Below are 24,129 nucleotides of genomic sequence, written 5' to 3' on the forward strand. Positions count from 1 at the left end.
TGCCCCGAATTATGGGGGGTATCGCACGCGACAATCCGCCGATACGTTATTGCCGGAAATGATCAACGGGGTCGGGGAGATTCCTGGTGGGTGTGATGGGTAGGGGTTGGTTCGGGCTGTCCTCGGCGCAGTCCGCGATGTGGCAACTGCAGCAGTTCCATCCGGATGTTCCGATCAATATCGCGATGTACGTGGATATCCATGACGATCTCGACCCGGACATGTTGCGCAGGGCCGGTATCGCCGCGGGACGGGAATTGGAGTCGGCGTACGTGCGAATCGCCGAGAACGGCGCCGGCCCGTCCCAGCTGGTGGACCCGGCGCTGGAGTCGGTACTGCACCGGGTCGATACGCGGAAGGCGGACGACCCGGAGGCGGCGGCGCACGAGTGGATGCGTGCCGATGTGACACATCCGGTGGATCCGGTGCGCGACCGGCTGGTTCGCAGCGCGCTGATCCGGCTCGCCGACGCGCGCTGGTTCTGGTATCTGCGGGCCCACCACCTCGTCCTGGACGGTTACGGCGCCATCACACTGATCGAGCGGATCGGGCAGCACTACTCGGCGCTGGTGTCCGGACAGGCGCCGGAACCGCTGCACGCCACCGCTCTATCCGAAGTGGTGGCGGCCGAAAGGGCCTACCGGGACAGCCCCCGAGCGGCGGCGGACCGGGCATATTGGGCCGAGCGAATGAGGGGATACAGCCCGGGGCCCGGACTGTCCGATCGCCAAGGCCCGCCGTCGGCGATCGGGTACACCGTGCGGGGTGAGCTGTCCGAGCCCGACAGCATGCTGATCACGGCAGCGGCAGAACGGCTGCACTGCACGGACACCGACCTCGTCACGGCGGCGTTCGTCTCGTACCTGGCTCGGCTCACCGGCCGCCACGATGTGCTGGTCGGCCTCACGGTCGCGGCCCGGACCACGGCCGTGCTGCGCCGCTCGGCCGGCGCCGTGTCCAATGTCGTGCCGCTGCGTATCGCCGTCGGCACAGACCTGACCGTGGCCGATCTCGTTCGCTCGATCCGGCTGGCCGTCATCGGCGCCGTGCGGCATCAGCACTATCCGTACGCCGAAATTCGGCGCCATGCCGGATCTACCGTACAGAACACCTCGGGTGAATTGGGTCCGCGAATCAATATCATGCCGTTCTTCGGAGATATTCGGCTGGGTTCCGCCACGGGACGCGTACATACTCTGTCCGCGGGCATGGTCGACGATCTCGTGGTCAATATCCACCCGTCGGGTAACGGTCTCCGCTATCGCATAAATTTCGAATTCAATATGCGCCGGTATTCGGTGGATCGGGCTCACGAACATCATTCGCGCTTCATGTCGTACCTGCGCCGGATGATCTCCGCCGCACCGGATCTGCCGGTGGCGGAACTGGAAGTTCTCGGTGCGAGCGAACAGCGTCTGCTGCTGACCGAGTGGAACGCCACGGACCGTCCGCTGGTGCCGGAGCTGCTGCACGCGGGGTATGCCCGCGCGGCGGCCGCCTATCCGGACCGGGTCGCGGTGGCCGGTGCGGGCGTGACCTGGACGTACCGGGAGTTCGATGCCCGGGTCAACCGGCTGGCCCGGTTGCTGATCGCCGAGGGGGTGGGGCCCGAGTGTGTCGTCGCGGTGACGGCTCGGCGATCGCCCGACTCGATCGTCGCCCTCTACGCGATTCTCACCGCCGGCGCCGCGTTCGTGCCGCTCGATCTCGAGCACCCACGCGAGCGCATCGCCTACGTATTGGATACGGTGCGGCCGGTCTGTGTACTCATCACGGCCGCCGAGTCCGATCAGCTGCCCGGCGCGGTTCCCGTTCTGCGTATCGACACACCCGGCACCGACGAATTCGACAGCACTCCGGTGCGTCCGGGTGAACTGCGGCAACCGGTACGTCCCGGCAATACGGCATACGTGATCTTCACTTCGGGATCGACGGGGCGCCCCAAAGGGGTCGTGGTGTCCCACGCCGCGATCGACAACCAGATCCGGTGGATGCAGGCCGAATACGGGATCACCGCCGGCGACGTGTACCTGCAGAAGACGGCGGCCACATTCGATGTCTCGGTGTGGGGCCATTTCCTGCCGTTGCGGGCCGGCGCAACCCTCGTCGTCGCCGAACCGGATGGTCATCGCGATCCGGACTATCTCGCGGAAACCATTGCGGCGTACGGAGTGACGGTCACCGATTTCGTACCGTCGCTCTTGGCGGCGTTCGCCGCGCACACCCCGGCCGGCGCCGTCCCCACCCTGCGCGATGTCTTCGTGATCGGGGAAACGTTACCGGCGGAGACCGTGGCGGCTGTTTCCGCGATCTCCGACGCGAAAGTGCACAATCTGTACGGTCCGACCGAGGCCGCCGTATCGGTGACCTCCTGGCACGCCGGCGGCACCGAGGACATCGGCGTGCCCATCGGTGTGCCGGAGTGGAACACCCGGGTGTACGTCCTGGATTCCCGGCTCCGCCCGGTACCGCCGGGTGTGGTGGGCGAGTTGTATCTGGCCGGTGTCCAGCTGGCCCGTGGCTATGCGACACGGCCGGATCTGACCGCGGACCGATTCGTGGCCGATCCGTTCGGCACCGGGCTGCGGATGTATCGCACAGGCGATCTGGCGTGTTGGCGCGCGATCGGCTCCCGCGGCGTGCTCGACCACCTGGGCCGGATCGACTTCCAGGTCAAGCTGCGCGGTCAGCGCATCGAACTCGGGGAGATCGAAACAGCCTTGCTGCGACAGCGGTCGGTCGGTCAGGCGGTCGCGGTGGTGGCGGCGGCCGAACCGGGCGACCGGCTGGTGGCCTATGTGGTCCCGGTCCCCGGCGCCCGGATCGACCGGACCGAACTATTGGACGCGGTGCGCGAGACACTGCCCGCCTATATGGTGCCGGCGGCCGTGGTCGTCCTGGACGAACTGCCGTCGACACCGAACGGCAAGGTGGACCGCCGGGCCCTGCCCGCCCCCGAGTTCGTGCCGCGCGAATTCCGCGCCCCGGTCACCGAGGCCGAGAAGGTTATCGCGCAGATCTACACGGAACTGCTGGCCGTGCGGGAGGCCGGCGCCGACGACGATTTCTTCGAACTCGGCGGCGACAGCATCGCCGCGCTCCAGGTGGTATCGCGGGCCCGGGCACAGGGGTGGCGGATCACCGCGCAGGATGTGTTCGAGGCCGGCACGGTGGCCGCGCTGGCGGCGCACGCCACCCGGCAGGACGGTACCGAGGGCCGTTCCGCCCCGGTGCCGGGCCCACGTCCGGAACATGTTCCGCTCTCGCCCGCGCAGCAGCGGATGTGGTTTCTCAACCGGTTCGATTCCGTCGCGGGCGTGGACAATATCGCGGCGGTCGTCGGCCTGGCCGGGCACCTGGACCCGGCGGTACTACGGCAGGCGATGGCCGATGTGATCGACCGGCACGAAGTGTTGCGGACGGTTTACCCGGAGCGGGACGGTGTCCCCCACCAGCAGATCGTGCCGGCCGGGCAGGTGCACGCGGACCTCACCCCGATCCCCGTGACCGAGGAGGAGCTGCGCCCGCGCATCATCGCCGAGATCTCGGCCGGGTTCGATGTGACCGCCGCGGTGCCCGTGCGGACGGTCCTGTTCCGCCGCGCCGAGCGGGATATGCCCGAACATGTACTGGTGTTCGTGGTGCACCACATCAGCGCCGACGGCTGGTCGATGGCTCCGTTGACCCGGGATGTGATGGCGGCGTACGAGGCGCGCACCGCCGGCGTCGCTCCGGCCTGGACACCGCTCCCGGTGCAGTACGCCGACTACGCACTGTGGCAGCGTGATGTGCTCGGCGCGGAGGACGACCCGGGCAGTCTCGGCGCGCGGCAGATCGCCTATTGGCGAGCCGCGCTGGCCGGACTGCCCGACGAGCTGAACCTGCCCGCCGACCGGCCGCGCCCGGCGGTACGTTCGTTCGCGGGTGGACGGGTGCGATTCTCGATCGAAGCGGAGTCGGCACAGGCGCTCGACACGCTGGCCCGGGACAACAACGCGACCTTGTTCATGGTGGTGCACGCGGCGTTCGCGGTGTTCCTGGCGCGCCTGTCGGGGAGCGGCGATATCGCCATCGGCACGCCGGTCGCGGGTCGCGGTGCGGCCGAACTCGACGATATGGTCGGCATGTTCGTGAACACCCTGGTGCTGCGGTCCCGGGTGCCGGGCGCCGCCCCGTTCACGGAGGTGCTGGCCGCGATCAGAGAGAACGATCTGGAAGCCTTCGACCATGCCGACGTACCCTTCGAGCGGCTGGTGGAGCTGCTGAACCCACGACGGTCGACGGCACTCCATCCGCTGTTCCAGGTGGCGCTGTCGTTCGAGAACATGCCGCGGCACGAACTCGAGTTGCCCGGACTGCGCGTGGCGGCCCTCGACATCGATGCCGGCCTCGCGAAATCCGATCTGCTGCTGACCATCGGACAGCGATCCGAGGTCGACGGAAGTCTGGCCGCGGAATTCTCGTTCGCCCGGGATCTGTTCGATCCGGAAACCGTCGAGGTCTTCGGTCAGCGATTCCGGCGACTGCTGGCCGCGATCACCGCCGCCCCGCGGACACCGGTGGGTGACCTGCCCCTGCTCGACGCCACCGAGCACGCGCTCCTCACCCGGGTGCCGGACAATGCGGTCACGGCGACCGGTCTGCTGCCGGAGATGCTGGCCCACGGTGCGGCCCGCGACCCGGCGCAGATCGCGATCCGCTATCGGGGTCGTTCGACCACCTACCGGGAACTGGACGAGTACTCCTCGCGTCTGGCGCGGGTTCTCATCGAGCGGGGTGTGGGGCCGGAGCGGGTGGTCGCTCTGGCGTTCCCACGGTCCGCGACCATGGTGGCCGCGTTCTGGGCCGTGGCGAAGACCGGGGGTGCGCATGTACCGGTGGATCCGGCGTATCCGGAAGCCCGGATACGGCATATGGTCGCCGACTCCGGTGCCGTGCTGGGATTGACCGGTAGCGAGTTCACGGCACGGCTACCCGCCGAGGTGGACTGGTTGTGGTTGGACGATCCGGTGACCGGCGCACAGATCGAGGCGCGATCGGCCGCGCCGGTCGGCGATACCGACCGGGTCGCCGCACTCGAGGTACGGCATCCGGCCTATGTCATCTACACCTCCGGCTCGACCGGTCTACCCAAGGGCGTGACGGTCACCCATTCGGGGCTGCGCGCTCTGGTCGACACCATGACGACGCAGTACGGCCTGCGGCCGCGCCACCGGCTCCTGCACATCTGTTCGCCGAGCTTCGATCCCTCGGTACTGGAGTGGATGTGCGCGGCCGCCACCGGCGCCACCCTGGTCGTCGCGCCCGCGGAGATCATCGGTGGCCCGGATCTGACCGAACTCGTCCGTGCCGAACAAGTGACACATACGATCACCACCCCGGCGGTGCTGGGCACCATGGAACCCACCGCCGCATACGCGCTCCAGGTGGTTTCGGTCGGTGGCGATGTGACCACCGGGGATCTGCTGGCGCAGTGGATACCCGGGCGCACCTACCTCAACACCTACGGTCCCACCGAGACCACCATCATCTCCTCGTTCGCGAAACCGGTTCCGGGCGCGCACATCACCATCGGTGACCCGGTACCGGGCACGTCGGCGCTGGTACTCGACGAGCGGCTGCGGCCGGTTCCACCTGGAGTGCTCGGTGAGCTGTACCTCACCGGTGCCGGCCTGGCCCGCGGCTATCACCACCGGCCGGCCGCGACCGCCGGCCGATTCGTCGCCAGCCCGTGGGGCCCGGCGGGTACGCGCCTGTACCGCACCGGGGATGTGGTGCGCTGGTATGCCGCACCCGGCCGGCGCGCCGGCAATACCGCCGTGGCCGCGGTGCACCGGGAACTCGACTATGTGGGCCGCTCGGACTTCCAGATCAAGATCCGTGGTTTCCGTATCGAACCCGGCGAGATCGATTCCGTGCTGGCCCGTCACCCCGCCGTCGCTTTCGCTCGCACCCTCGGGCGGGAGATGGTCCCCGGTGAAACCACCCTCGTGGCCTATCTCGTCGCCGCGCCGGGCCACCGCATCGATGCCGAGGAAGTGAGACGGTTCGCGGCCACCCTCCTCCCGTCGCATATGACGCCCAGCGCGATCGTGGCGCTGGACGAGGTCCCATTGACCCCGACCGGCAAATTCGATCGGACGGCGCTACCGGCACCCACCCGGTTGCGGCGCGAATTCCGCGCTCCGGCCGGTGCAGTCGAAACGATCATCGCCGGACTCTTCGCCGAGTTCCTGGGCGTCGAGAAGGTCGGTGCCGAGGACGACTTCTTCGATCTCGGTGGCAATTCACTGGTGGCGGTCCAGGTCGCGGCCCGCCTCGGTGCGGCGCTGGACACCCGGGTACCGGTGCGTACGCTGTTCGAGGCGCCGACGGTGACCGAACTGGCGATCCGCGCCGGGGAACTGGCCGGTGCCGGACACGAGGCGCCGACCGCCGGACCGCGTCCCGCACGCATTCCGCCGTCCCCGGCCCAGCAGCGGATGTGGTTGCTCAACCAGTCCGCTCTCGACTCCGCGTCCTACAACATTCCGCTGGCGATCCGCCTGACGGGCGAACTGGATATCGCGGCCCTGCGGGCGGCGATCTCCGACGTCGTGGCCCGCCACGAAACCCTGCGCACCAGCTATCCCGAAGACCCGGGCGGCCCCGTCCAGCAGGTGCTGCCGGCTCCGGTGGGCGACGCGGTGCCACCGCTGATCACGGTGGCCGACGAGACGGAGCTGGCGGCGCGTATCCACGAGGCCACCGTGGCCGGTTTCGACGTCACGGCCGAGGTGCCGGTCCGTATGTTCCTGTTCCGGCGCGCCGATCACACCGGGCCGGGCACCGACCACGTCCTCCTCGTGGTCGCCCACCATATTGCCGTCGACGGGTGGTCGACGGGTCCACTGGCACGCGACCTGATGACGGCCTACACGTCGCGGGCGCGCGGCACGCGGCCGGGGTGGGACCCACTGCCGGTCCACTACGCGGACTACACACTGTGGCATCGGCGACTGCTCGGCGACGCGGGCGACCCCGGCTCGCTCGCCGCCACCCAACTCGCCTACTGGCGTGCGGAACTGGCCGGATTGCCGGAGCAGTCCGGGTTTCCCGCCGACCGCAGCCGCCCGGCCGTACCCTCCGCGTCCGGCGGGTCGGTCGAATTCGTCATCGACTCCGATACCGCCGCGCGATTGCGGTCGCTGGCGCGGAGCAACGACGCGACCGTGTTCATGGTGGTGCACGCCGCCACGGCGCTACTGCTGAGCCGGATGTCGAGCGAGACGGATGTGGCCATCGGTGTGCCGGTCGCCGGACGGGGCGACGCGGCCCTCGAAGATCTCGTCGGGATGTTCGTCAACACCGTGGTCCTGCGCACCCGTATCGATCCGGCCGAAGGGTTCGGCACGCTGCTCACCCGCACCCGCCGTACCGACCTGGCGGCGATGGCGCACGCGGACCTGCCGTTCGACGCCGTGGTGGACGCGGTGCGGGCGAGCCGCCCGCACTCCCGGGCGCCGCTGTTCCGGGCGTTCCTGGCCTACCAGAACCTGCCGTCGGTCGAGGTCGAGCTGCCGGAACTCGACGTCTCGGTGCCGGTCCTACCGGTCCATGCCCCGATGTTCGACCTCACGATCACCTTCGTCGACGGACCTCCCACCGACCGGCTCGATGGACGGATCACCTACGACGCCGACCTGTTCGACGAGTCCACGGTGCGGCGGACGGCCGCGCGGCTGGTACGCCTCCTGTCGGCGGTGGTCGAAGAACCCGAGCGCCCGGTCGGCGATATCGATCTGCTCCTCGACGCCGAACGCACCGAGATTCTCGACATGGAACGCACCGAGGTCTCGGCGCCGTGGGCGCAAGCGGGCGTCGAATCCGGGGCGGCCACCCTGGTCGATCTCGTCGACGCGAGCGTGGCCGCCCATCCCGGGCGGATCGCCGTCACCGACGGCACCACGACCTCGACCTACGCCGAGCTGTCCCGGCGCGCGGAGCCGGTCGCGGCGCGATTGATCCGGGCGGGTGCCGGCCCGGGTGCCCTGGTGGCGGTGGCGCTCGAGCGCACCACGCAGTGGCCGGTCGCGCTGCTGGCCGTCCTGCGGTCGGGCGCGGCATACCTTCCGATCGACCCGCGCTGGCCACGCCGCCGCACGGAAGCCGTACTCGCGGAAGCCCGTCCCGCCCTCGTGCTCACCAGCACCGGCCTGCTGACGGAACTGCCGGTCGGTGACCGGACGGTGCTGCTCGTCGACTCCGTGGAACCGGCCCCGGCCGCCGCCCCCGGAATACCACCGCGGCGTGCCGTCGCTGCCCGGGCCGACGATCCGGCGTATGTCATCTTCACCTCCGGATCCACCGGCAGGCCGAAAGGAGTCGCGGTCACCCATCGCAACGTGGTGCGGCTGTTCGCCGGCGCCCTGTCCTACTTCGAAGTCGGCGAGTCCGACGTGTGGGCGGTGTTCCATTCGTTCGCGTTCGATTTCGCGGTATGGGAACTGTGGGGTGCGCTCGTCACCGGCGGCACCGCGGTGATCGTCGACCACGCGACCGCACGGTCGCCGGAGGACCTGTGGGAACTGCTCGTCCGGGAGCGGGTGACCGTGCTGTCCCAGACCCCGACGGCGTTCTACGGACTGGCCGAGGCAGGTCACCGGACGGGCGGGGAGCCCGCCCACGCGCTGCGCTATCTCGTCTTCGGCGGGGAGGCGCTGGATACGACCCGGCTGACCGAATGGTACGACCGCTTCGAGGAGACCCGGCCGCGGCTGGTGAACATGTACGGGATCACCGAGACCACGGTGCATGTCACGGTGCAGCCGCTGGACCGGGATACGGCCGGCCGGCAGGCGCCGGGCAGCCCCGTCGGCCGCGCAATACCCGGGCTCGCCACCTACATTCTGGATTCCCGGATGCGGCCGGCGCCGGTGGGCAGCCCCGGGGAGATCTACGTCGGCGGTGCGCAGGTCGCACAGGGTTACCTCGGGCGGCCGGGCCTCACCGCGACGCGGTTCGTGGCCGACCCCGCCGGCCCACCCGGCGCCCGGATGTACCGGTCCGGTGATCTCGGGCGCTGGCAGGACGGCCGGCTCCACCACCTGGGCCGCGGTGACCAGCAGGTGCAGTTGCGCGGATTCCGGATCGAAACGGGCGAGATCGAGACGGTGCTGGCGGCGGCCGACGGGGTCGAGGAGGCCCGGGTGATCGTGCGCGACGGCAGGTTGCTGGCCTATGTGCGCGCTACCGGCCCGGCTCCGGCCGAGGGACTCCGGCAACGAGTGGCGCAACAGCTGCCGGAACATATGGTTCCCGCGGCGATCACCCGGGTCCGCACCTGGCCTGTCACCGTCAACGGCAAATTCGATGTGCACGCCCTACCGGAACCGGATTTCGACGCCGGGTCGACCGGCCGGCCGCCGCGCACCGACCGGGAGAAGGTGCTGGCTGCCGTATTCGCCGAGGTGCTGGAGCTGCCCACGGTGGGTATCGACGACGATTTCTTCCGGATGGGCGGCGATTCCGTCCGGGCCGTCCGCCTGCGCAACCGGGTCCGCACGGCTCTCGGTACCGAGGTCAGTGTGGCGGATGTGTTCGAAACCCGCACGGTGGCGGCGCTGGCCACGCTGTCGACGCGCCCGATCGAACTGCCCGCCCGGCTCGACGCCGCCCGTCCCGAGGTCATCCCATTGTCGTATCCGCAACGGCGGCTGGTCGAGCTCAACGAACGCGAACGCGGCGCATCAGGGCCCGGCCGCGCCTACGCGTTCGCTCTCCGCTTCGCCCGCGCCGCGGATCCGGACATCGTCTCGGCGGCCCTGGTCGATCTGACCACCCGCCACGAGGTCCTGCGCACCGTCTTCCCGGGATATCAACGCATCCTGCCGCCGGGTTCGACGGATTTCGCCGTGGTGGCCGGCACCGGTGAGCCCATCGATATCGATGCTCAGCTGAGCCCGTTCGACCTGCGTCGCGAGCTGCCGCTGCGAGTCCGCCTGATCCGGAGCCCGGACGGAACGGACCGGCTGATCGTCGTACTGCATCATGTCGCGGCGGACGGATGGTCGATCGCGCCCCTGATCCAGGATTTCGCCGCCGCGCTGTCGGCCCGCGCCGCGGGGACGCGGCCGGACCGGGAACCGTTGCCGATCCAGTACGCCGAGCACGCGACCTGGCAGCACACCCTGGTCGCCGGTATCGGCCGGAGCGCCGGGATCGATCGGCAGTCGACTTTCTGGATGGAGCGGCTGGCCGAACTTCCGCCGCCTCCGTCGAGGCTCCACCGCCCGCCCGCGGCGCCACAGCCGATCGCCGGGGTGCGCTACATCTATATCGAACCGACCCGCTACCGGGACCTGCGCGGTTTCGCGGATCACCATGTGACGAGTGCGTTCACCGTGGTGCACGCCGCCTTCACCCTGGCCCTGCGTGAATTCGGGTTCGGGGACGATATCGCCGTATGTGCCCCGACCGCCGGGCGAACCGAGACCGGACTCGAAGTCGCGGTGGGCCGATTCACCAACTTCCTCGTCCTACGCTGCGACCTGTCCGGAGATCCGGACTTCCCGAAACTGGTGGACGATCTCGGGCGTATTCGCGTCGCGGCCCTGGATCACCAGGATATTCCGTTCGAATATCTGGCCGACACCCTCCGGATCCGCGACCACCTCCGGGTTCGTCTCGCCTTCCAGAACATCCCGGCCGCCGACCTTCGCGGATCCGATGTGGTTGCGGACCGGGAGCCCGTCACCGTCGTGGCCCCTGCGGATTTCGACCTCTCCCTCATCCTGTCCGAGCAGAAAGACGACCACGGCCGCACGGTCGCGTTGTTCGGATCGCTGGAGTACGCCACCGATGTCGTCGAGCCGGCCGAAGCGGACCGGGTGGCCGGCCGTTTCGAGGAGATCCTCGGTGAGAACGTCGCGGAGTACCCCGGTGCCGGGTGACGCCCGGGGGGAAGCCCCGGCTACCGGTGGCGGATCGGTGAAACGGCTTTTCACCGGTCCCCAGGAATTTGCTGTGCGACTTTCCCGCGACCGGTACCGTGCACAGAGCAGATACCTACGGACTTCATTGCTGATGGCTCGACGCGGACATCGCCGAACGATATGTAGGAATCGGCGAATGTGTCAGTGAAACAGCACTGTTCGCCGAGCGGGCCGCGTCCCTGTCCACAGGGAGCGGTCGCGCTCGGCGAGTACCTGTTCCATCGATTGGAGCCTCGTCTTTGACCGTGCACTACACCTCGATGTTGCCGAAGCAGCGTTTGCCCGCGGGTGCCCGATGATCCACGGCGAACCCACCGGAGGGGTGGGGCCGCGCTTCAGTATCTATTCGGAGGAATTCGCGAACGATCCGCATGGCGCCTATACCGCGATGCGGGATCGCCACGGCGCGCTGGTCCCTATCGAACTGGCGCCGGGCGTCCCGGCCACCCTGGTGATCGGCTACGCCGCCGCTCTTCGAATTCTCAATGATCCCGAACGGTTCCCGGCCGATCCACGGCATTGGCAGAAAAGCATCCCGGCCGATTCACCGGTACGGCCGATGATGGAATGGAACCCGACCGTGCTGCGCAGTAGTGGCGAACTGCATCAGCGCTTTCGGCGGGCTCATGTGTACGCCCTCGACGGAATAGATCTGCACCGGTTGCACCAAGATGTGGAACGGATCGCCGTCCCCCTCGTCAACTCGTTCTGCGAATCGGGAAAAGCCGATCTCGTCTCCCAGTATGCGTTCCCACTGGTTTTCGAGGTACTCAACCGTATGGTCGGATGCACACCGGAGTTGGGGCAGCGGGTGGCGGCCGGGGTGGCGGCGCTTTTCGAAGGTATCGACGCGGAATGGGGGATGAAACATCTCGCCGAGGCGTTGCTGGAACTCATCGTCGAGAAACGAGCCGATCCCGGCGACGATGTCTCGTCGAGGCTGGTCCACCATCCGTCGAATCTGGACGACGAGGAAGCGCTGTACAACCTGAGCACCATATACGGCGCCGGGGTGGAACCGCAGCAGAACCTCATCGTCAACACCCTGCTGTTGATGATGACCGATGAACGTTTCGGCGGGAGCATGCTCGGCGGCAGCCTGTCCACCCGGGATGCGCTGGACGAGGTGCTGTTCAACGATCCGCCGCTGGCGAATTTCTGCACCACCTATCCGCGTCAGCCGGTCCTCGTGGACGATACGTGGCTGCCCGCCGATCAGCCGGTGCTGATCGGTCTGGCCGCGTGTAACAACGATCCGGCCATCCGGGGTGACGAGTTCGCCGGTAACCGGTCCCACCTGGCCTGGAGTATCGGGCCGCACGCCTGCCCGGCCCGGTCGCCCGCGTACCTGGTGGTCGAGGCCGCGATCGACCTGCTGCTCGACGCGCTCCCGGAACTGGAGCTGGCGGTGCCGGTCGAGGAGCTTTCCTGGCGTCCGGGACCGTTCCACCGGGCGCTGTCGGTACTACCGGTCGTGTTTCCGCCCGCGCCGCCGCTGCACCCGCTGTAGCGAAACGGTTCGGCGACCACCGCCCGCGGCCCGAAGACAGTGTGCCGGATCGGAATCGGAGAGTGTCAGGACTTCGCCGCCACCCGGGTGATGAAATAAGCTCGCGGCAACGCGGAAATGGAGAATCGATGCCTTCGACAGGTGAACCGACGACGGCCCGGGATACGCCGGAGGACCAGGAGGTCCAGAACGACGAACTCTTTCGGGCGTGGCTACAGCTGCAACAGGAAGCCATGGAGAACGAGTTCGTCGAAGTCGACGTGCCCGAACTCGCCGGCCACCTCTGGACCCGCGAAGGGCTGGTCACGGCGGAACACGAGATGCTCCGCCGTTATTCGAACTTCGATGATATGGCCGCCGAGGAGAACCTCGAAGTCGCCGTGCGATTCATGTACTTCATCGGCGAGACCTTTCGACGGGCGTTGGAGGGAATCTGGGTGCTCCTGCCGCCGAATCCACCCGAGCGCCCGGATCCCCTGTGTGTCATCGACTCCCCGATGTGGACGTCTTTTCACGAACCGACCCATATGATCGAGCTGGCCTTCGACCGGCGTACCGGAAAAGAGGTCTCCTGGATCTTCGACCGCACGGTGAAACGGCACCAGAAATGGGTGGCGGCCGGGCGGCCGGCCCGCGATAGCTAGCGGCGCTCCGGAGCGCGTCCGGTGTCCGGTGCGCGCTCCGACGATCGCGCCAGCACCCGGCGCGCACCGACCGCCAGCGCTTCGTCGAGCATCCGCCCGTCCAGCCGCGCGGCGCCGGCTCCGGCGGCGGCGGCTTCCTCCAGTGCGACGAGTACCCGGCGTGCCCAGTCGACCTCTGCCGCGCCGGGCGTGAAAATCTCGGTGGCCCCGGCGATCTGGGCCGGATGGATCACCCAGGTGCCGTCGAACCCGAGGTCTCGCACCCACCGTTTCGACGATCGGAAACTCTCGTCGTCGGCCACGGTCAGGTGCGGGCCGTCGATCGCGGACACCCCGGCGGCACGCGCGGCGAGCAGGACCGACTCCTGGACCTGATGCCAGGCATGCGGCGCGACGTCCGCCGCCCGGCCCAGTGCCGCGCCGAGGTCGGCGTAGCCGATGATCACCGCGTCGAGCCGGGCCGGCCCCGCGCAGATCTCGGCCACCCGCAAGATGCCGAGCGGCGTCTCCAGAAGTGCCTGTATCCGGGTGCCGGTGTCGCCGAGACACCGGTCGACCTCGGCGAGCTGGGCGGGTGATTCGGCCTTGGGCAGCACCACCGAGCCCAATGCGGAACCGGCCGTGGCGCAGGCGGCGAGATCCTCGCCCGCCCATGCGGTGGTGAGCGCGTTGATCCGGATCGACACCGCGCGCGCACCACCGAATTCGGCGACGAGCGCGGTGGCGGTCGCCCGGGCCGCGTCCTTACGCTCCGGGGTCACCGCGTCCTCGAGATCGAGTACCACCTCGTCGGCGCCGGAAGCCAGCGCCTTGCGGGCTTTGCGTTCATCGGAGGCGGGTGCCACCAGCACCGCACGTCGTCGTTGCATCATTTCTCCTGCACCATGGCGTGGGCTCCCGGCTCGTGCTCCTGCGTCGGTTCGACTCATGGCGTGACCAGCACATATCCGTATGGCGTAGGTCATGCCGCAAGGCCATCGTGCATCATCACCATTTAAATGCACAAATTGATCAGATCATGCATTATCCGGGCAAGGCCGTGTCTCCCGGCGAACGAGTCCGGCGCCCGATCGTCGCCGGGGCGCCGCTCCCGTCATCGCCGTCGCGCCGCCCTCCGCCACCGACGGCAGCCGGCCTCGGCCGGGGCCCTGGTGATGGTTGCGTGCGCCATGACCGCGCCGGCGCGTTCCTCGCCTGCGATCGCGGGCACACCCGATCCGGCATGCCGAGCGGGCACCGCGACCGGCTCAGTCGACGTGCAGATCGAACGGGTCGGTGGCCGACTCCCCCGCGATGTGGTCGGCGATCGCGAGATAGCCGTTCCGGATGTGCGCCTCGGTCAGGGCGGCGGCCTGCTCGTGATCGCCGGCGCGCACCGCGTCCACGATCGCCTGGTGCTCGCGCTGTGACTCCTCCCGCCGCGCCTTCGTGCTCAGCATGAGATCCCACGGGAACGACCGCCACATCGCGGCGATCTCGTCGCACAGCGCGGGTAGGCCGCACCGCTCGTAGAAATAGAAGTGGAACTGCCGGTTGAGCTCGCGCACCGATACCGGATCACTGTGGACCGCACGGTCTCTCATCCGCACGATCAGATCCTCGGCGGCGGCGATATCGCGCGGGGACATCCGGTCCACCGCTCGCTTCATGGCATAGCTCTCGGCGAGCCGGCGCACGACGTAGCTGCCCTTGACCCGTTCCAGGTCCACTCCCGCCACCCGCACCCCGCGGTGCGGCTCGGCCACCAGCAGTCCCTCGGCCTCCAGCAAGCGCATCGCCTCCCGCACCGGGGTGATCGAGGCATTGAATCGCCGCGCCAGATCGTCCTGAGGAAGCTTTTCCCCGCGACTCAACGCGCCCGTCAGAATCATCCGACGTAACTCGTCGACGATCTGATCCCGCTTGGTCGGTTGAGCAGTCGGCATCCCGTGGAATCATCCTCTCGCTGCGACTCCCGAGAACTATCGCACAGCGCCACCGCGATCGGCGGCCTCGAAGAGCAGCAGCGGGCCGACCACCCGCGGCCCCCGGGCCGCCACACCACGGGCCACCTCGAAGACGGATCGGTGCGGTCCGGCCTCGGCGGCGAGGTCGAAATCGGCCGCGCCGCCGCTCGGCGGCCGGTCGGTGCCGGGGGCGGAAATGCCGCACCTTTTCGCAGGTGAACGCGCCTTTCATTCAATACGGTCCCACCCCGGATTGTCGTGATAGCTTGCTCACCGAAGCGATCTGTTCCAGCCGCGAATCAGCAATTGCGGCGAACTATTCCCCCCTCCTGGAGGTTGAGGTCGTGACTCGTCCCTTTGTTCGTTTTCTGGGTGCGCTCGGCGGTATGGCATGCGCCCTGCTGGTGGCGACACCGGCCGCCGCCGCACCCATCTACCCGGCCCCGGATCCCGACCGGTTCTACGCCGCCCCTGCCGATCTGGCGGCGCACCGGCCGGGCGACGTGCTCGACGTGCGGGTCCTGCCACCGGTGGCCGTCTTCCCCGGCGCCACGGTCCGGCTGGTGAAGTTCCGTTCCACCGATTCGCGGGGCGCACCGATCGCGGCGACCACCACGATCGCCACTCCGGCGGGACATCAACCCGGCGCGCCGCTGCTGTCGTATCAACATTTCATCAATTCGCTCGGCACCGACTGCGCGGTATCGCACCGGCTCTACGGCGCCGACCTGAACCTGTCGGTGATCATGCCGGCGTTGGGCGCGATGCTGGCGCGAGGCTGGAGCGTGGCGCTGCCGGATCATCTCGGACCGGAGTTCGCCCTCGGAGCCGGGCGTCTGGGCGGCCAGATCACCTTGGACGGCGTCCGGGCGGTGCAGCGGATGCCCGAACTCGGCGTCGCGAACAGCCCGGCGGTATTGGCCGGCTACTCCGGTGGCGGGCTCGCCACAGCGTGGGCGGCGGCGCTGCAACCGTCCTACGCACCCGAGCTACGGCTCGCGGGCGCGGCCATCGGCGGAGCCCCGATGAACCTGGTCTCGATGGCGGAGGGGCTGGGCTACAACCCGCACCCGGCCTTCGGGCTGGCGATGGCGGCGGCCATCGGCCTCGAGCGGGAATACCCCGACCGCGTACACGTGAGCGGGAATCTCAATCCCCGTGGTCTCGCCATGCGTGACGCGATGGCCAACCTCTGCACCAATGACATCCTCGCCCTCGGGGCCGGTGGCAGCGCACACGAGTTCGCTACGGGGCCCGCTGTCTTCGAGCAGCCCGAAGCCTGGGCCGTGGTGCGGGAGAACAGCGTGGAACTCTACGACCCTGTTCCACAGATACCGATATTCGAATGGCATTCGCCGACCGACCCGCTGGTGCCGATCAACGCCATCGACAACACCAACCGCCGGTGGTGTGCGGCCGGGGTGCGATTGCAGACGTTGCTGGTCCCCTCGTTCGAGCATTTGTCCGCGGCGGCGGCCGGCGCGCCCGCCATGGTGGCGTGGCTCGAGGGCCGGGTGCGCGGCGAACCCGCGCCCGTCGCCTGCTGACGAAACATCTGTGTACGGCCCGAGTCGCCCGCAGTCGATCGACGGATCGCTGCGGGCGACTCGGTGCCGGCCTTCACACCGTGTCGCGGGCCCGGGCCGGATATCACCGGCGCGGACGGCCTGGTGGGGCGGTGCCTCGACCACACCCCGCGAGGTGACGGCCGAGTTGGCGGAACGGCAGCCCCGGCCACTTTTGTCACAGGCCCTTGACGCACCACAGGGACGCTTCGAGACTTGGAAGTGCCACACGACACTCGCGAGTGCCACCGAAGCATTTCGAAACTACGAGTTTTCGAAGGTGAGTTCGATGTCGATCGAAACCCGGGAGACCCGGCTCGAACATCGCATCGCGGAGCTGTACCGCACCGACGAGCAGTTCGCCGCTGCCCGGCCCGATCCGGCGGTCACCGAGAGAGCCGGGAAACCCGGCTTGCGCGCGTTCGAGATCGCGCGGACCGTGATGGAGGGGTACGCGGACCGGCCCGCGCTCGGGCAGCGTGCGATCGAGTACGTCACCGACGAGCGCACCGGGCGGACCGCGGCGAAACTGCGGCCCGAATTCGAGACTGTCACCTATCGCGAGGTGTGGGACCGAGCCGGTGCGATCGCCGCCGCGCTGACCGCCGACGGCGTGCGCCCCGGCGATCGCGTCTGCCTGCTGGGATTCACCAGTGTCGACTACACCGTGATCGATGTGGCGCTGACCCGAATGGCCGCGGTGGCCGTTCCCCTGCCGACCAGTTCGGCCACGGCCCGGTTGCTGCCCATAGTCGCCGAAACCGAGCCGGTGGTGATCGCGGCGAGTATCGACCGGCTCGCGGATGCCGTGGAACTCGCGCTCACCGGCCACTCCCCGGCCCGGCTGATCGCTTTCGACCACCACCCGCGCGACGACGACGACAACGCGATTGCGACGGCAGCGCGGGCACGGCTGGCGGAGGCGGACGGCACGGTGGTCGCGGAAACCCTGGCCGAAGTCGTCGCCCGCGGTGCGGTGCTGCCGCCCGTGCCGGTGCCGGTGACCGAGGCGGATTCACTGGCGCTGCTGATCTACACCTCCGGAAGCACCGGGGCGCCCAAGGGCGCCATGCTCACCGAACGATTGGTGGCGGACCACTGGCGGGCCGCGAGCAGTGAGAAATGGGGTCAGCGCGGGACCGAACCGGCAATAGGGCTCGGTTTCATGCCGATGAGCCACATCATGGGGCGCGCCATCCTCTACATGACGCTGGGCCGCGGCGGCACCGTCTTCTTCGCCGCCACCAGCGACCTGTCCACCCTGCTGGACGATCTGGCCCTGGTCCGGCCCACCCAGCTCTCCTTCGTACCCCGGATCTGGGAAATGCTCTTCCATCGGTTCGAGGGTGAAGTGGCTCGCCGCGGCGGCGACGGGGCCGACCGCACAGCTCTGGAAGCCGAGGTGGCGGCGGATCTGCGCCGGAACCTGCTCGGCGGCCGGTATCTCGCGGCGACGACGGGTTCGGCGCCGATCTCGGCCGAGATGCGGGCATGGGTCGAGTCCTTCCTCGACATGCACGTGGTGGACGGCTACGGTGCCACCGAAACCGGCAGTATCGCCGTCGACGGCCGGGTGCGCCGACCACCGGTATCCCACTACGAACTCGTCGATGTCCCGGAGTTGGGCTACTTCCGCACCGACCGCCCGCACCCCAGAGGGGAGCTGGTGGTCCGCTCGGACACGCTGGTCCCCGGGTACTACAAGCGTCCGGAAGTGACTGCCCGCGTGTTCGACGCCGACGGCGCCTACCACACCGGAGATATCTTCGCCGAGGTCGGCCCGGATCAACTCGTGTACGTCGATCGCCGCAGCTTCGTATTGAAGCTTTCGCAGGGTGAGTTCGTGACGGTGTCGAAAGTGGAGGCCGTCTTCGCCGAGAGCCCGCTGGTCCGCCAGATCTATGTCTACGGCAACAGCACGCGGTCCTACCTCGTAGCGGTGGTGGTACCGACGGCCGCCGCGCGGGAACGAGCCGGGGACGACAGCCACGTGCTGAAACAGTTGATCAGCGAATCGTTGCAGCAGGTCGCGAAATCCGCCGGCTTGCAGTCCTACGAGATACCGCGTGACTTCCTCCTCGAATACCAGCGGTTCACGCCGGAGAACGGCCTGCTCACCGGTATCCGCAAACTGGCCCGGCCCGCCCTCAAGGAGCACTACGGCCCGCGCTTGGAACAGCTGTACACCGAGCTGGCCGAAGCCGAGGCCGAGGAGCTGCGCGCCGTGCGCCACGGCGCCGGCGACCGGCCCACGATCGAGACGGTCGTGCGCGCGGCCGCGGCCCTGCTGGGCGCCGCCACCGGCGAGGTACGTCCGGACGCGCATTTCACCGACCTGGGCGGCGATTCCCTGTCGGCGCTGACCTTCGGACAGCTGTTGCGGGAAATCTTCGGGGTCGAGGTCCCGGTGGGTTTCCTCATCGGTCCCACCGCCGACCTCCGGGCGGTCGCCCACTACATCGACGAACAACGCGCCGGCGCCCGGCGCCCCACCTTCGCCGCGGTGCACGGTGCGGAAGCGACCGAAGTGCACGCCGGTGATCTGACCCTCGACAAATTCCTCGACGAGCACACGCTCGCGCAGGCACCCCACCTGCCCGGTCCGAGCGCGACAGTACGGACGGTCCTGCTGACCGGCGCGACCGGCTTCCTCGGGCGGTACCTGGCGCTGGAATGGCTGGAACGAATGGCGCGCGCCGGCGGAACATTGATCTGCCTGGTCCGCGCCACGGACGATACCGCGGCGCGGTCCCGGCTCGACGAAACCTTCGACTCCGGCGACCCGGTGCTCACCGCCCGCTACCGGGAGCTGGCCGCCGGCCATCTCGAGGTGATCGCGGGCGACAAGGGCCGGGCCGATCTCGGGCTGGACCACGACACCTGGCAGCGGCTGGCCGATACCGTCGACGTGATCGTCGACCCCGCCGCGCTCGTCAATCACCTCCTGCCCTACACCGAATTGTTCGGCCCCAATGTCGTGGGTACCGCCGAACTGATCCGCCTCGCGCTCACCACAAAGCAGAAGCCCTACACCTACACCTCGACCATCGCGGTGGGCGATCAGGTCGACCCCGCGAATTTCACCGAGGACGCCGATATCCGCGTGATCAGCCCGCACCGCGGCATCGACGACCGGTACGCCAACGGCTACGGGAACAGCAAATGGGCGGGCGAGGTGCTGCTGCGGGAGGCCGCCGACCTGTGTGGTCTGCCGGTGGCGGTATTCCGCTGCGATATGATCCTCGCCGATACCGGTTACGCGGGCCAGCTCAATGTCCCCGATATGTTCACCCGGTTGATGCTGAGCCTGGAGGCCACGGGTACGGCCCCCCGCTCCTTCTACGAACTCGATCCGGACGGCCGGCCGCAGCGCGCCCACTACGACGGGCTTCCGGTCGGTTTCATCGCCGAGGCGATCGTCTCGCTCGGCGCCCGCGCGGGGACCGGGTTCCGCACCTATCACGTGATGAACCCGTACGACGACGGGATCTCGCTGGACACCTACGTCGACTGGCTGATCGAGGCCGGCCATCCCATCCATCGGATACCCGATTACGACAGCTGGTTGCGGCGGTTCGAGACTGCGGTACGCGCGCTGCCGGAACGGCAGCGGCGGTACTCGCTGCTACCGCTGCTGGACAGCTACCGGAAACCGCAGCGAGCGGTCCGCGGTTCGATCGCGCCCACCGAACGGTTCCGCGCGGCGGTGCGGCACGCCGAAATCGGCGCCGACCGGGATATCCCGCACGTGACCCCGGAGATCATCGTCAAGTACACCACCGACCTGCACTTACTGGGTCTGCTGTAACCGTGCTCCGCTGCGCTCTCGGGCTCGGTGCACCGCCGGTCGTCGCCGGCGCCGCACCGAATCGGATGTGGTCATTCGCCCAGGTCCTCCTCGTGGATCCGGAACTCGGGCGAGGTGCCGCTGATGGGGACGCGGTCGCTGCCGGACTTCACCGCGTCGCCGAAGTATCGAATCCGGTAGCTGCCGGGTGTTGCGTCGGCCGGGCTGTGCCAGGTGATGGTGATCCGCGAGCTCGAGGCGGCGCCACGCGACCAGCCGAAGGTGGTCGTCCAGTCGCCGTCGTCTGCGATGAGCCGCCAGCGCTCCCCGTCGCGCCGCTGCACCATGAGATAAGTGCTGCCGCGATGTAGGTCGTGGTTGGGGTACGCGCCGGCGAATTCGACGCTCACCTGCTCCCCCGCGCGATAGGCCGGCGCGGGCTCACTGAGCACGTCGCCGAAGTCGTGCCCCACCGGGGGGAAGTCCACGGGCGGGGCGGCCTTCGCAGGCCGCTGCGCCTCCGACAGATCGGGCGCCTCGGTACCGGACGGTACCGGGCTGCCGTCGTGCATTGCGGTCGCGAGCTGTGCCGCGATCTGCTGCAGGGCCGGCAGCTCCCAGCGACCGAACAAGGTGCTCGCGCCCTCGTAGTGCTGCGCGTCGTACTCCTCGGGAGTGGTGACGTAGTGGATATAGGCGTTGCTGTATCCGGCGACCAGGACGTTGGCCGGTTCGACGCCGAGGATGGCCGCCACCGTGCGCCGCAACCGCAGTCCGGCGGCGATGGTCACCTCGCCCGGGATACCGATCAGATACAGCTCGCCGATCTGGAGGAGTTGGACCGGAACGATCTCCTGCACATAGGGCCCGAGCCGATTGAGCAGCCCACCCGGAGCCACGATCGCCTTGGGCGCCTGCGCATCACGCAGCGACGGCGCGAACCGATAGACCAACCGCGACAACAGATCCCAGCCCGGATTGCGTCCTTCGCGAAAGGTCTTCCAGTGGGTGGGCCCGTCGTATCCCGCGCCGGCGAAGGCGGCCGCACCACCGGCGGGCCGCCCGGTGCGGTGCTCGCGCTCGTCTCCGGTGAATTCCGCGGAGACGGTCACCGCGGACAGATCGACGTGCACCACGCGGTGATCGATACTGCCGGCCATGCGCGGCACGTATCCCGCGGCGAGTTTCGCCGCGGCCTCGTACTGGCGCAGACCGACGGTCCGGGTGTTCTCGAACTCGTTGCCGGCGTCACCGGGCGCACCGTCCAGGTTGGGCGACATATCACCGGCGTTGGTCTGCGCGAAGGCCGCGACGAAGTCGGGATCCGGGTCCGCCAGATAGTTCACGCCCTCGACCACATGCTCCCAGTGGTAGGCCGCGTACCCCTTGTTGTCGCCGCTGATCAGCGTGTTCCGATTGCTCATCGAGGTGCCGTGCGTGGCGAACCAGTTGATGGCGCCGACCGGTTCGCCCTCGCGATCGATACGCAGCAGGGTCGTCTGCGGGTCGATGGCATCGGGGAAGAATTCCTTTTCCTCCTCCGGGTTGCGGTCGAATGCCGCACGCGAGCGATTGACGCTGGCCTCGCGCAACTCACCGTGTACCAAGCGCAGGGTGGCCGGTGCGAGATCCTCGTGTGCTCGTTCGACCGCCTCGAGGATGCCGTCGACGATCGCCGCGAACGTTTTGGGACGGAACCCGGCCGAGCCGTTGTACAACCGGTGGTGCGAATAGCCACCGGGCCCGCAGTGGGTGTGGGTCGCGGTGATCATCACATTGGACTGGGTGTAGGTGTCGCCGAAGCGCTCGGCCAGCCGGCGCAGCACCTCCTGAGTGATGCTGGAGAAGATCAACGGCAGATCGTTCACGATCAACAGCACCCGCCGGTCGACGAGCGGGTCCACGAAGACGAAGGCGCGGGAACGCAGACGGAGGTGTATTCCGGTGGTCTTCTGGTCGGCCTTGCCGTAGCCGAGCATGCCGGCCTCGGCCGGTTCTCCGGTGATGTCGGCAATGGCGCGCCCGACCAGATGGCGGTCGGTCGCATAGTTCGTTTCCGGCATCGACCTCTTCTGTCCTCGTGGATTCGGCCCGCGGCAGCGGTTCGGGTTCATTACACAGACAAACTAGCAAGGACGAAGTCGGGATTCGTATTGCGCGATCGACGGTTTCGCGATCACCGTCATCGGGAAGGACCCGGGCGACCGGGGCACATACGCTACGGTTCCCGGCACCATCGACCCGTTCGTTCGCCTCTCCCGTGAAAGACCATGCACGATGACCGCTTCTGCCCACCCACAGCGGCACCGGCCCGAGCCGTCGGCGGAGCCTACGCCGACCCGGGTATCCGGGCTCGTTCTCGAGATCGGGGCGGGGCTGCGCGCTCGGGAATCGGAGATCGCCGCAGGGATGACTCGACGGATACTCCGCGCGATCGACTACACCCGGGCCGATCCACGGCTATCGGATCTGCGGACCGCCAGCATCCAGGCCAATGTGACCACCATGGTCGAGATCTTGGCCAACAATATTCCGGTCGATCACCTGCAACCGCCGATGGCGGCCGTCGAATACGCGCGGCGGATGGCGCAGCGCGATATTCCCTCCAACTTCCTGGTGCGGGCCTACCACATGGGCCAGAACACCATGATGCGCATCTGCTACGACGAGGTCGCACAGCGGAGCCTGCCGACAGCGCTGGGACTGGCCGTACTCCAGCGCCTCACCGAAAGCGTCTACGCCTACACCGACTGGATCATCGAGTACGTCTCCGCGACCTACGAGACCGAACGCATGCGATGGGTCGACGCCCGCGGCACGGTGCGCTCCTCCACGGTGCACACACTGCTGTCGACGCGGATACCGGATCCGGCCGGGTTCGAGGCCGAGACCGGCTACGGTCTCGACCGGACACACCTGGCGATGATCCTGTGGTCCACGGGCAGCGACGAGGTCGCCACCATGGCCCTGCTGGATTCCGGCGCCCGGGCGATGACACACGCATTGCAGGCCGATGGCCCGCCACTGGTGACAGCCATCGACCGGCGGACGATATGGGCGTGGTTCCCATTCGGCCGGCGGCCTGCCGTCGACGCCGAGGGGATGCGCTCGGCGGCCGATCTCCCGGCACAGGTACGGCTGGCGGTCGGACTGCCGGGCCGGGGGCTCGACGGTTTCCGCCGCTCCCATCAACAGGCCGCCGCCGCCTATTTCGTCGCCACCCTGCCGGGGACACCGTCCGGCCGCCGGTCGATCGGGTTCGGTGACCCGGGCGTGGCGGTGGTATCGCTGCTGGCCAAAGACCTCGACGCGACCCGGGCGTGGGTGCGCGAGGTGCTGGGAACACTCGCCGACGACACCGAGCAGGCAGCAATGCTACGAGAAACTTTGAGCACCTTCTACGAAACCGGCGAAAGCCACGTGCACACCGCACAGCAGATGACCCTGCACCGCAACACCGTCAAATATCGCATCACCAAGGCGGTGGATGCCGTCCGGAACAGTGGCGCCGGCCACGAGAAGCTGGATATCGCACTGGCTCTGCGCATCTGCCGCTTCCTGGGCCGGAGCGTGCTGCGCCCGTCGCCCTGACACCACGGGTGGGCGGCGGGACCACACCACCGCACCGGGCATCATGGTGTGCGACTGTCCTCGACAGCTCGGGTGGCCACGATTCGCCCGTCACCGACACCGGGCACGGCGTC

Annotated in this window: 9 protein-coding genes; 6 read left to right on the forward strand and 3 right to left on the reverse strand. The window is 68.5% G+C overall.

Annotated features, from left to right (window positions below; translation table 11 throughout):
* Positions 1-95: 95 nt before the first annotated feature.
* The 3 genes from IG75_RS0108950 (at position 96) to IG75_RS0108960 (ending at position 13,127) form a co-directional block, all read left to right on the forward strand.
* Positions 96-10,931 (forward strand): non-ribosomal peptide synthetase, encoded by a 10,836-nt coding sequence (locus tag IG75_RS0108950; RefSeq protein ID WP_156058788.1) that lies wholly within the window; start codon positions 96-98, stop codon positions 10,929-10,931.
* 337 nt (positions 10,932-11,268) lie between these two features.
* Positions 11,269-12,483: a cytochrome P450 gene (locus tag IG75_RS0108955; RefSeq protein ID WP_051714424.1), complete on the forward strand. Its 1,215-nt coding sequence runs from the start codon at positions 11,269-11,271 to the stop codon at positions 12,481-12,483.
* 128 nt (positions 12,484-12,611) lie between these two features.
* On the forward strand, positions 12,612-13,127 hold the full coding sequence (locus IG75_RS0108960; protein ID WP_063045403.1) for a hypothetical protein: 516 nt from the start codon (positions 12,612-12,614) through the stop codon (positions 13,125-13,127).
* On the opposite strand, the gene IG75_RS0108965 is transcribed toward IG75_RS0108960, so the two are convergent.
* Both IG75_RS0108965 and IG75_RS0108970 read right to left on the reverse strand, forming a co-directional pair.
* Positions 13,124-13,996 carry an HpcH/HpaI aldolase/citrate lyase family protein gene (locus IG75_RS0108965; RefSeq protein WP_245713390.1) on the reverse strand — a complete coding sequence of 291 codons (873 nt, stop codon included), beginning with the start codon at positions 13,994-13,996 and terminating at the stop codon, positions 13,124-13,126. The two genes, IG75_RS0108960 and IG75_RS0108965, sit on opposite strands and share 4 nt — an antisense overlap.
* Before the next feature lie 378 nt (positions 13,997-14,374).
* A complete protein-coding gene (locus IG75_RS0108970) occupies positions 14,375-15,052 on the reverse strand; it encodes a GntR family transcriptional regulator (RefSeq protein WP_081876764.1) in 678 nt (225 codons plus the stop codon).
* A gap of 407 nt (positions 15,053-15,459) precedes the next feature.
* On the opposite strand from IG75_RS0108970, the gene IG75_RS0108980 reads away from it, so the two are divergent.
* Positions 15,460-16,620, forward strand: coding sequence for a lipase family protein (locus IG75_RS0108980; RefSeq protein ID WP_036513220.1), 1,161 nt, complete (start codon positions 15,460-15,462; stop codon positions 16,618-16,620).
* 307 nt (positions 16,621-16,927) lie between these two features.
* Positions 16,928-20,446 (forward strand): carboxylic acid reductase, encoded by a 3,519-nt coding sequence (gene car, locus IG75_RS0108985; protein WP_030520721.1) that lies wholly within the window; start codon positions 16,928-16,930, stop codon positions 20,444-20,446.
* A gap of 71 nt (positions 20,447-20,517) precedes the next feature.
* On the opposite strand, the gene IG75_RS0108990 is transcribed toward car, so the two are convergent.
* Positions 20,518-22,488: a neutral/alkaline ceramidase gene (locus tag IG75_RS0108990; protein ID WP_036513222.1), complete on the reverse strand. Its 1,971-nt coding sequence runs from the start codon at positions 22,486-22,488 to the stop codon at positions 20,518-20,520.
* Between the two features lie 214 nt (positions 22,489-22,702).
* Between IG75_RS0108990 and IG75_RS0108995 the strand changes: the two genes are divergently transcribed.
* A complete protein-coding gene (locus IG75_RS0108995) occupies positions 22,703-24,016 on the forward strand; it encodes a PucR family transcriptional regulator (protein WP_030520723.1) in 1,314 nt (437 codons plus the stop codon).
* Positions 24,017-24,129: the final 113 nt, after the last annotated feature.

Origin of the sequence: Nocardia rhamnosiphila NBRC 108938 (genome assembly GCF_000720425.1) — a bacterium.
In the GTDB taxonomy this organism is placed as follows: Bacteria; Actinomycetota; Actinomycetes; order Mycobacteriales; family Mycobacteriaceae; genus Nocardia; species Nocardia rhamnosiphila.